At 61.8% G+C, this 9,515-nt stretch carries 11 protein-coding genes; 8 read left to right on the top strand and 3 right to left on the bottom strand.

The window, feature by feature from the left end; translation table 11 throughout:
* Positions 1-44: 44 nt before the first annotated feature.
* A complete protein-coding gene (locus tag JOE39_RS03350) occupies positions 45-1,022 on the bottom strand; it encodes a TauD/TfdA family dioxygenase (protein ID WP_003416013.1) in 978 nt (325 codons plus the stop codon).
* A gap of 294 nt (positions 1,023-1,316) precedes the next feature.
* On the opposite strand from JOE39_RS03350, the gene JOE39_RS03345 reads away from it, so the two are divergent.
* Genes JOE39_RS03345 through JOE39_RS03310 form a run of 8 tightly spaced genes read left to right on the top strand, consistent with a single transcriptional unit; the run spans position 1,317 to position 7,511 of the window.
* Positions 1,317-2,531, top strand: coding sequence for a PepSY domain-containing protein (locus JOE39_RS03345; protein ID WP_096133372.1), 1,215 nt, complete (start codon positions 1,317-1,319; stop codon positions 2,529-2,531).
* Positions 2,528-3,073 carry a hypothetical protein gene (locus tag JOE39_RS03340; protein WP_024683408.1) on the top strand — a complete coding sequence of 182 codons (546 nt, stop codon included), beginning with the start codon at positions 2,528-2,530 and terminating at the stop codon, positions 3,071-3,073. The genes JOE39_RS03345 and JOE39_RS03340 overlap by 4 nt, the downstream gene beginning before the upstream one ends.
* Complete coding sequence (locus tag JOE39_RS03335; protein ID WP_096115489.1) at positions 3,070-3,402, top strand: hypothetical protein; 333 nt, start codon at positions 3,070-3,072, stop codon at positions 3,400-3,402. The genes JOE39_RS03340 and JOE39_RS03335 overlap by 4 nt, the downstream gene beginning before the upstream one ends.
* Positions 3,399-3,965: a DUF6162 family protein gene (locus JOE39_RS03330; protein WP_004404943.1), complete on the top strand. Its 567-nt coding sequence runs from the start codon at positions 3,399-3,401 to the stop codon at positions 3,963-3,965. The genes JOE39_RS03335 and JOE39_RS03330 overlap by 4 nt, the downstream gene beginning before the upstream one ends.
* A gap of 35 nt (positions 3,966-4,000) precedes the next feature.
* On the top strand, positions 4,001-4,933 hold the full coding sequence (locus JOE39_RS03325; protein ID WP_003423544.1) for a metal ABC transporter substrate-binding protein: 933 nt from the start codon (positions 4,001-4,003) through the stop codon (positions 4,931-4,933).
* Positions 4,930-5,694: a metal ABC transporter ATP-binding protein gene (locus tag JOE39_RS03320; protein WP_003318858.1), complete on the top strand. Its 765-nt coding sequence runs from the start codon at positions 4,930-4,932 to the stop codon at positions 5,692-5,694. Before JOE39_RS03325 ends, JOE39_RS03320 begins: the two co-directional genes overlap by 4 nt.
* Positions 5,694-6,593 carry a metal ABC transporter permease gene (locus JOE39_RS03315; RefSeq protein WP_004418348.1) on the top strand — a complete coding sequence of 300 codons (900 nt, stop codon included), beginning with the start codon at positions 5,694-5,696 and terminating at the stop codon, positions 6,591-6,593. Before JOE39_RS03320 ends, JOE39_RS03315 begins: the two co-directional genes overlap by 1 nt.
* Positions 6,594-7,511: a zinc ABC transporter substrate-binding protein gene (locus JOE39_RS03310; RefSeq protein ID WP_096115487.1), complete on the top strand. Its 918-nt coding sequence runs from the start codon at positions 6,594-6,596 to the stop codon at positions 7,509-7,511.
* 135 nt (positions 7,512-7,646) lie between these two features.
* Here the strand turns inward: JOE39_RS03310 and JOE39_RS03305 are convergent, their stop codons facing one another.
* Positions 7,647-7,865, bottom strand: coding sequence for an MbtH family protein (locus JOE39_RS03305; protein WP_003304661.1), 219 nt, complete (start codon positions 7,863-7,865; stop codon positions 7,647-7,649).
* A gap of 81 nt (positions 7,866-7,946) precedes the next feature.
* Positions 7,947-9,359, bottom strand: coding sequence for an aspartate aminotransferase family protein (locus tag JOE39_RS03300; RefSeq protein WP_010426131.1), 1,413 nt, complete (start codon positions 9,357-9,359; stop codon positions 7,947-7,949).
* Positions 9,360-9,515: the final 156 nt, after the last annotated feature.

Genomic DNA, 9,515 nt, shown 5'->3' with positions numbered 1-9,515 from the left:
GACTATCGCGCCTACGCTCCGTCAGCACGATGATCTAACGGCGTTTACTTATCCGAATGCCCCTGTGCCATGGCGACCACCACTTTGCGTTTGCCGGTGAAGGGTGCGCGGGAGTGGGCGGTGAGCATGTTGTCGAGCATCAGGACGTCGTTTTCCAGCCATGGGAAGCTGACGGTGCATTCGTCGAGTACGCCGCGGATTTCGTCCAGCAGGGTTTCTTCGAGGGGCGAGCCGTCGCCGTAGTAGACGTTGCGCGGCAGGTCTTCTTCGTCCACTACGTCGAGCAGGGTTTCGCGCACTTCCGGTTGCAGGTTGGAGATGTGGAACAGGTGCGCCTGGTTGAACCAGACGGTGTCGTGGGTCACCGGGTGGCGTGATACCGCCTGACAAATCTGCCGGGTGCGCAGTTCGCCGTCGTCTTTCCATTCGCACTCGATGTTGTGCGCCCGGCAGTAGGCTTCGACCACGGACTCATCGTCGGTATTGAACACCTGACTCCATTCCACATCGAGCCCGTTGCCGTAGTTACGCACGTACATCAGTTTCTTTTCGACAAAGCGCTCGCGAATGCGCGCCGGAATGCGTCGGTAGATTTCGCGGCTGTCGGCGATCGGTGTTTCACCACCTGTCTGCGCCGCGATCATGCTGTAGAACCAGATCTTCATCGGCCATTCCAGCGTGTAGGCCTGCTCGTTGTGCAGAGGGATGCTCTGGTGCGCCGGGTACTCGGTTGAGGTGTACACGCCTTTGGTGACATTGCTGCGCGGCGTAGAGCCGAACTCGTAGTTGAGCAGCGGATCGCCGAAACCGGCGGCGAACTCGCGAAACGCTTCCGCACCGCCCACCTCGAAGCCGCGAAACAGAATCCCGCCGGCGCTGTACAGATGTTCGGCGACCAACGGCTTGAGTTCGCCCAGCGCTTCCATCAAGTCCAGACCGGGCTCGGGTGCCTGCACCAGCATCGGCAAGCTGCCCGCCCCTGCCAGCAACGGCCGGATATCCAAACTCAACGCATGACTCATGATGTCTCTCCCTTGATGGCAAAAGCGCCCGAGCCCCTGCGGCCTGGCGCAACACCAATGTCCAGATTGAACGTACTGCGCTGCTGAAAAATTAGCCGTACCGCCCTATTCATGCGGCATGCGGAGGTGTACCGCGGCGCTGAAACAATTTTTTGCATTTAAACGCAAAAAGTTCCTATAGGAATTCAGTTCTCATTCGTCTTTAACTTAATGCGAGGCTTTTTACGCCCGCGCGTACAGACAGAGGGCACCGCCTTGCGGCCGCTCCACATCGTGAATCGAGATTGTTTATCCATGTCGAAGAAGTCCCGTTCAAAAATCTGGTTTCTCGTCCACAGCTGGCTGGCCCTGCCGATCTGGTTCTTCGTGCTGATCGTTTGTGTGACCGGCACGCTGGCCGTGGTCAGCAAGGAAATCATGTGGCTGGCCAACCCGGAGATGCGTGACAACCGCCCTTCCGACGACGCCCAGCGCCTGAACTTCGAACAGATTCGCGCAACCATCGAACGCAACGAGCCGGACCTGATCGTCGGCACCATCATGCAGCCGGACGGCGAGTACTTCGCCTTGAGCGTGTTCATCACCTACCCCGACGGGCGTTCGGTGCCGGCTTACGTCAACCCTTACACTGGAGTGATTCAGGGTATTACCCCATCGTTCGACTTCCGCCGCTTCACCCGGGCGCTGCACGGCTGGTGGCTGGTGCCGTTTACCAACGGCTATTCGTGGGGCTGGTACCTGGTGTCGATTCTCGGCCTGCCGTTGCTGGCGTCACTGGTGACCGGGCTGGTGGTCTACAAGAAATTCTGGCGCGGCTTTTTCAAGCCCGTGCGTTTCAGCCAGGGCCCGCGGATTTTCTGGGGCGACCTGCATCGCCTCAGCGGCGTCTGGTCGATCTGGTTCATTGCGGTAATTTCCATTACCGGCACGTGGTTTCTGATCCAGGCGATTCTGGGCGACAACCAGATCAGTATTTCCAGCAAATCCCAGGTCGCGTCGATCATCCCGCACAGCGCCGTGCCGCTGACTGCCGACGGCAGACCCGCGCCGACCATCAGCCTGGAGCGCGCCGTGGAAATCGCCAGGGAGCGGATTCCGGGCCTGGAAGCCAGCTTCATCACACCGCCGTTCAATGCCTACAGCAACATGCAGGTGGGTGGACGCAGCTGGTATCCATTGATGTTCCAGACCGCCGAAATCAACCCGTACAGCGGCGAGATTGCCGCCTCGCACCTGCTGTCGGACCGCAACAAGCTGGAGTTCGTCACCGAGTCCATGCGCCCCCTGCACACCGGCGATTTCGGCGGCATCTGGATCAAGCTGATCTGGGCGTTTTTCGGCCTGCTGCTGAGCATGATGGTGCTCAGCGGCCTGTTGATCTGGAGCAAGCGCACCGCGATAGCAACAATCAATGCCCTCAAGCGTGATGCCCGAGCCAGACCTGTCGCGTACACCCCGGAGATAAACACCTCGCCGCTGGCGACCCGCACCCCGGAGAACAGCCTGTGAGCAAGGCCGCCGCTGCTGCACAACCTGCATCGTCACTGAGTCGTTTCTGGCACAAATGGCGCTTCCATATCAACGTGCTGCTGGTGCTGATCCCGCTGGGTTTCATGCCCAAGTACTTCTCCGATGTTTCACTGGATCGTGGTGATCAGGGCCTTGGCCAGCGCGAGGTCGGCGAGATTCAGGTCGGCCCGTGGAACCTGCGCCTGGCAGAAGACCGCAACGAAGCGCCGCGCCTTTCCGGCCCATCGGGCTACATGAAAAGTTTCAACGCGGCGCTGTGCAACGCCTGCATCGACCGGGTCAAGGCCACTTATCTGCGTATCGGCAAACCGCGCAGCCTGCGCACCGCCGGGGTGATTTTCTTCGGTGGCGGCTACCGCATGAGTGCCTTCATGCAGATCGCGCAAAACACCGATCCCGACGCCGAACTGTGGATCACCATGGAAGGCTGGGACGGCGCCGTGCATCAGACTTCCATCCCCCTGCAACAGGCTTCGCCCAGCACCGTGGCGTGGCTTAAAAAACAAGGAGCCCAACCATGATTGCCCGCCCTTCCCTGCGCTGGCTGACGGCCAGTGCCCTGTGCCTGCTTGGCCTGAGCGGCAACGCCCTGGCGCATAACCCGATGTGCGAATGCAAACAGATCGACACCGAGCAGATCCGCTGCACCGGCGGTTTTTCCGACGGCAGTGGTGCGCCGGGTGTGACCCTGGACGTGATCGGCTACGACGAAACCATCCTGGTGCCCGGCAAGCTCGGCGAAGACTCGACCGTGACCTTCAAGCGCCCGGCTTCGGAGTTCTACGTGCTGTTCGACGCCGGACCCGGTCACGTGGTGGAAATCGATCAGGCGGACATCCAGGCGCCATGAGCACACCAACCCGACACATCGTCCGCCCGGCAGGCGCCGGGCATGAAACCCTGTACGTCCTGCTGCTGTGCCTGCTGATCCTCGGCAGCGCTGCCGGCGTGATCAGCCTGCACCGTGATACTCAGGAAACGCACAGCATCGCCAACCACCAACTGGACGCACGACGCGATTTGAGCGCTGCGGAACAAGGCATTTACGCCGACCTGCGCGTGACCCTCGACGAAATCCGCCTGCTGGCCAGCGAGCAGCAGACACCGATCACCCCAGAGCAACTGGGCGATGAAGGCTTTGCGCCGTTCGCCAGGGATGCCAGTTCGGTGAGCCGTGGCGATCATGCCTGGCAGATGATCGAGCAGTCCTACCTGGGACTGAGCCGGACGCCGAGCGTGGCCGGTTCGTTTCTGATGCGTGTCGATTCCGGCGAGCAGCCAGACATCTGGATCAACCGCAACGCCTCGCTGGCGACGGTCAGCGACCTCAGTGACCAGGCCTTGATCGATTCAGGCTGGAAACAGGTCGTCGCGCAATTCGATGCTGGCGTGACCCGTCAGCACCCGCACTGAAACTCCGCATTCCTTTGAAAGAAGACCGCTTGCCCATGCCTATTTCATTCAAACGCCGTCCCTTGCTGCGCGGCCTGCTGACGGGGCTGATGGTCGCCCTGCTGGCGCCGTCCAGCTTCGCCGCCGAACCGGCCAAACGCCTGCGCATCGGCATTACCCTGCACCCTTACTACAGCTACGTGAGCAATATTGTCGGCGACAAGGCCGACGTCGTGCCGCTGATCCCGGCGGGCTTCAACCCGCATGCCTATGAGCCGCGCGCCGAGGACATCAAGCGCATCGGTTCGCTGGACGTGATCGTGCTCAACGGCGTTGGCCATGACGATTTTGCCGACCGCATGATCGCCGCCAGTGAAACGCCGAACATCAAGACCATCGAGGCCAATGCCGATGTGCCGTTGCTGGCGGCCACCGGGGTGGCGGCGCGAGGTGCTGGCAAAGTGGTCAATCCGCACACCTTCCTGTCGATCAGTGCGTCCATTGCGCAGGTCAACAATATCGCCCGCGAGCTGGGCAAGCTGGACCCGGACAATGCCAAAACCTACACCGCCAACGCCCGCGCCTACGGCAAGCGCCTGCGCCAGATGCGCGCCGACGCGCTCGCCAAACTGACCAAGGCACCCAATGCCGACCTGCGCGTGGCCACGGTGCATGCCGCCTACGACTACCTGCTGCGCGAATTCGGCCTGGAAGTCACCGCCGTGGTTGAACCGGCGCATGGCATCGAGCCGAGCCCGAGCCAGTTGAAAAAAACCATCGACCAACTGCGTGAGCTGGACGTGAAGGTGATCTTCTCGGAGATGGATTTCCCGTCCACCTACGTCGAGACCATTCAGCGTGAATCCGGGGTCAAACTGTACCCTCTGTCGCATATCTCCTATGGCGAATACACCGCTGACAAATACGAAAAGGAGATGGCCGGCAACCTGGACACAGTGGTACGCGCCATTCAGGAGTCGGGCGCATGACGGCTGCACAGCAACTCGATATCGTCAGCCAGGGGCCGGGCATCGAATTCAAGCAGGTCAGCCTGACCCTCGGGCGCACCACGATTCTCGATCAGGTTCATTTCAATGTGCGCGCCGGCAGCGTACACGCACTGGTCGGCCCGAACGGCGGTGGCAAAAGCTCGCTGATCAAGACCCTGCTCGGGCAGACACCGCATCAGGGCCAATTGAGCCTACTGTGGCCTGCAGCTCCAGGGCTGATCGGCTATGTACCGCAGGCGCTGGAGTTCGACCGTGGCCTGCCGATGACCGTCGACGACTTCATGGCTGCGATGTGTCAGCGACGCCCGGCGTTTTTGGGCTTGTCGAAGCACTACGCGGCAGCGATTGGCGAGGCGCTGGAACGGGTCGGGATGCAGGACAAGCGCAAACGGCGCATGGGCGCGCTGTCCGGTGGCGAGCGGCAGCGCGTGCTGCTGGCGCAGGGGCTGATTCCTGCGCCGCAATTGCTGGTGCTGGATGAGCCGATGTCGGCGCTGGATGAAGCGGGTATTCAGGTGTTCGAGCGGTTGTTGGGCGACTGGCGCCGAAGCGGGGTTACGGTCCTGTGGATCGAGCATGACCTGGATGCCGTCAGGCGTCTGGCCGATCAGGTAACAGGGCTCAACCGACGCATCCTGTTCGATGAACCGGCCGCCACTGCGCTGACCCCGGAGCGGCTGCTGACCCTGTTTTCCGCGCACCCGCGCACGACGGATAGCAGCGCCGGGAGGATCGCGTAATGGATTACGAAACCTTTCGCCTGTTCATTCAGGGCCTCGCCTCTTCCGGTTACCTGCCCGAGGCGCTGGCCTACGGTTTCGTGGTCAACGCCCTGCTCGCCGGGCTGTTGATCGGCCCGGTGCTGGGCGGGCTGGGAACACTGGTGGTGGTCAAGCGCTTCGCGTTTTTCTCCGAAGCCGTGGGCCATGCGGCACTGACCGGGGTGGCGATCGGCATTCTGCTCGGCGAACCCTACACCGGCCCCTATGGCGCGCTGTTCGGCTATTGCCTGCTGTTCGGCATCGTCCTCAATTACCTGCGCAACCGCACCGGGCTGGCACCGGACACGTTGATCGGCGTGTTCCTGTCGGTCTCCCTGGCACTGGGCGCGAGCCTGCTGCTGGTGCTGGCCGGCAAGATCAACGTGCACATTCTGGAAAACGTGCTGTTCGGCTCCGTGCTGACCGTCAACGGCAACGACCTGCTGGTACTGCTGATCGTCGGTTCGCTGGTCATGGGCCTGAGCCTGCCGCTGTACAACCGCATCATGCTGGCCAGCTTCAACCCGCAACTGGCTGCGGTGCGCGGCGTGGCGGTGAAGACGCTGGATTACCTGTTCGTGATTCTGGTGACGCTGATCACGGTCGCGGCGGTGAAAGTCATCGGCGCAATCCTGGTCGGTGCGCTGCTGGTGATTCCGGCGGCGGCCGCACGCCTGTTGAGCCAGTCGCTCAAGGGCTTTTTCTGGATTTCAGTGGCCATTGCGACGCTCAGCACCCTGTGCGGCATCCTGCTGCCCATCGTCTTCGACCTGCCTGTGCCGTCCGGCGCGGCAATCATTCTGGTGGCGGGCATGGCTTTTGCGCTCGCCGCCATCGCTCGCGGCACGCTGCCGAGCCTGAAAGGGAATATTGGATAAATGCCTACGTTACGTACCTTGACCCTCGCGCTGATCATGAGCGGCCTGTTCAGCAACAGCCTGCAGGCGGCTGACAGCAAAACCGACAGTTCGCAACCGGTGCGAGTGCTGGCCAGCCTGCCGATCACCTATGGCCTGAGCGAGATACTGCTCAAGGACAGCGGTGTGGTGCTGCAGCGGGCTGCAGCGGCCAACCTGCCGGGCTCGCGTCAGACGGCGTATTTCACCGGGCGTGGTGCCGATGCCTTGCGCGGGCTGGCGAACAACGCCGACGCGGTGATCGGCTTGCGCTCGATCTGGGCCGATGACCCGCTTTACCCCAATGCACGGCGCAGCAATATTCGTATCGTCGAGATCGACGCCGCACGGCCGGTGGACGGCAGCTTGCCAGGCATCGCCGTACAGCCGGGTCAGGGCACTGACGGATTGAACAGTCAGCCGTGGCTGGCGAGCAATAACATGGGGCGTATGGCCGATGTGCTGGCAGCGGATCTGGTGCGCCTGGCTCCGGCCGCCAAACCGAAAATCGAGGCCAACCTGGCGGCGTTCAAGCAGCAGCTACTCAAGCTCAGCGCCAGCAGCGAGGCCGCGCTGGCCGGTGCCGATAATTTGAGTGTGGTGAGCCTGTCGGATCGCTTCAGCTATTTGATCAGCGGGCTGAATCTGGAGCTGATCGACACTCAGGCGCTGACGGACGAGCAATGGACGCCAGAAGCCTTGAGCAAATTGAGCGCGACCCTGAAGGATAACGACGTGGCCTTGGTGCTCGATCACCGCCAGCCACCCGCGCCGGTCAAGACCGCCATTGAAGCGGCTGGCAGCAAGCTGTTGGTGCTGGGGATCGATGGCGCTGACCCGCTGGCAGAGTTGCAGGGGGATATTCAGGGGATTATCGGGGTGCTGGCTGGTATGGAGTGAGATTATCGTTCGGCACGCTCCAGCGTGGGAATGCAGGTCGCGACGCTTTACGTCGTAGAGAGGACGCGGAGCGTCCGGAAAGGCATGCGACGCGGAGCGTCGCACGATAATCGAAGTATCCGTCCAGACCGTCAATCAGGCCGTCTGCGCTTCCATTTTCTGGCGCAGGCTCAGGGGGCGCATGTCGGTCCAGACTTCTTCGATGTAGGCCAGGCATTCTTTCTTGAAGCCGCTTTTGCCCACGGTGCGCCAGCCGTTGGGGATCGCCTTGTAGTCGGGCCAGATGGAATACTGTTCTTCGTGGTTGACTACAACTTGAAAGACGATGTCTTCCCGATCGAATACTGAAGTCATTGCTGCTCTCCATGTGTGTTCAGCGCTGCCGTGCCAATTCATGGCAGCTATAGGGATTGAACGTATCACTACGTCGAAAAATTAAACCTGGGCGACAGCGGCGTTCAGCGCACGGCCGAAGATCTCTGCCACTTCGTCGATCTGCTCGGCGGTGATGATCAGCGGTGGCAGAAAACGTACCACGCTGGCATGTCGACCGCCCAGCTCCAGAATCAGCCCGCGCTTGAGGCATTCACGCTGGATCAGTGGGGCCAGACGCGCAAATAGCGGCGGGTGACCCTGTGCATCACGCGCACCGGATGGGTCGACCAGCTCGACACCGAGCATCAGGCCGCGCCCGCGAATATCGCCCAGTTGCGGGAAGTCACGCTGCAAGGCACGCAGATGCCCGGACAGCCGCGCGCCCATGGCTGTCGCGTGTTCGCAAATGGAGTGCTCCTGAAGATAGCGCATGACGGCAGAACCGGTAGCCATGGCCATCTGATTGCCGCGAAAGGTCCCGGCGTGAGCGCCTGGCAGCCAGGTATCCAGCCATGAACGATAGACCACCACCGCCAACGGCAAGCTGCCGCCGATGGCTTTGGACATGACCACCACGTCCGGGATGATCCCGGCATGCTCGAAGGCAAACATCTTGCCGGTGCGTGCGAAACCGCTCTGGATTTCATCGACGATCAGCGCCACGCCGGCCTTTTCGGTGATGCGTCGCACGCCGCGCAGCCAGTCCAGATCAGCAGGGATGACTCCGCCCTCGCCCTGCACCACTTCAAGGATGACCGCTGCGGGCAATTGCACGCCGGCTTCCGGGTCGTTGAGCAGGTTTTCCAGATAATGCAGGTTGGCGCGCACGCCCTGTTCGCCGCCAAGCCCGAACGGGCAGCGGTAATCGTAGGGGTAAGGCAGAAACTGCACGCCTGTGCCGAGCAGCGCACCCAGCGGCTTTTTAGGCCCCAGGCTGCCCATCAGGCTCAATGCGCCCTGGCTCATGCCGTGATAACCGCCCTGAAATGACAAGACCGTGCTGCGTCCGGTAGCGGTACGCACCAGCTTCAACGCGGCTTCCACCGCATCGGTCCCGGTCGGGCCGCAGAACTGAATCTTCGCGTCATCGGCCAGCGCTGGGGGCAGCAGGCCGAACAGGTCCTGAACGAACTGGTCTTTGACCGGCGTGGTGAGGTCCAGGGTGTGCAGCGGCAACTCGTCGGCGATCACCTGCTGGATCGCTTCGATAATCACTGGATGGTTATGCCCCAACGCCAGGGTGCCCGCGCCTGCCAGGCAATCGATGAAGCGCCGCCCTTCGACGTCCTCGATGTGAATACCCTTGGCGCGTTTGAGCGCCAGCGGTATGCGCCGCGGGTAGCTGCGAGCATTGGACTCCTGGCGACTCTGTCGGGCCAGCAGTGGCGATTCGTCGAACTGGTAGAGCGTCTCAGCCGCAGCCGGGGCAACCTGAGTCGGCTGATCATCGATAAACCTGGTAGCGACTGACATCTGTGCAACCCTCAATACGCTGCTTGAATGACCTGAAGCATGGGCGTTGGCGCATGCCGCTTCAGGTATGTGTTCGTTGCTTTGAAAACGCGCCAGCGGGCTGCGGATTTACACCCGGTAACGAGTTTTTTATCCGCAGCCCCGGCGCCCCGACGA

The organism is Pseudomonas sp. PvP100 (assembly GCF_017833055.1).
Classification (GTDB): domain Bacteria; phylum Pseudomonadota; class Gammaproteobacteria; order Pseudomonadales; family Pseudomonadaceae; genus Aquipseudomonas; species Aquipseudomonas syringae.
This window is presented reverse-complemented; position numbering and strand designations above follow the sequence as displayed.

Coding starts and splice junctions, on each gene's coding strand:
- JOE39_RS03350 (WP_003416013.1), bottom strand. CDS start 1,022: ATGAGTCATGCGTTGAGTTTGGATATCCGGCCGTTGCTGGCAGGGGCG.
- JOE39_RS03305 (WP_003304661.1), bottom strand. CDS start 7,865: ATGACTTCAGTATTCGATCGGGAAGACATCGTCTTTCAAGTTGTAGTC.
- JOE39_RS03335 (WP_096115489.1), top strand. CDS start 3,070: ATGATTGCCCGCCCTTCCCTGCGCTGGCTGACGGCCAGTGCCCTGTGC.
- JOE39_RS03300 (WP_010426131.1), bottom strand. CDS start 9,359: ATGTCAGTCGCTACCAGGTTTATCGATGATCAGCCGACTCAGGTTGCC.
- JOE39_RS03315 (WP_004418348.1), top strand. CDS start 5,694: ATGGATTACGAAACCTTTCGCCTGTTCATTCAGGGCCTCGCCTCTTCC.
- JOE39_RS03310 (WP_096115487.1), top strand. CDS start 6,594: ATGCCTACGTTACGTACCTTGACCCTCGCGCTGATCATGAGCGGCCTG.
- JOE39_RS03345 (WP_096133372.1), top strand. CDS start 1,317: ATGTCGAAGAAGTCCCGTTCAAAAATCTGGTTTCTCGTCCACAGCTGG.
- JOE39_RS03320 (WP_003318858.1), top strand. CDS start 4,930: ATGACGGCTGCACAGCAACTCGATATCGTCAGCCAGGGGCCGGGCATC.
- JOE39_RS03325 (WP_003423544.1), top strand. CDS start 4,001: ATGCCTATTTCATTCAAACGCCGTCCCTTGCTGCGCGGCCTGCTGACG.
- JOE39_RS03330 (WP_004404943.1), top strand. CDS start 3,399: ATGAGCACACCAACCCGACACATCGTCCGCCCGGCAGGCGCCGGGCAT.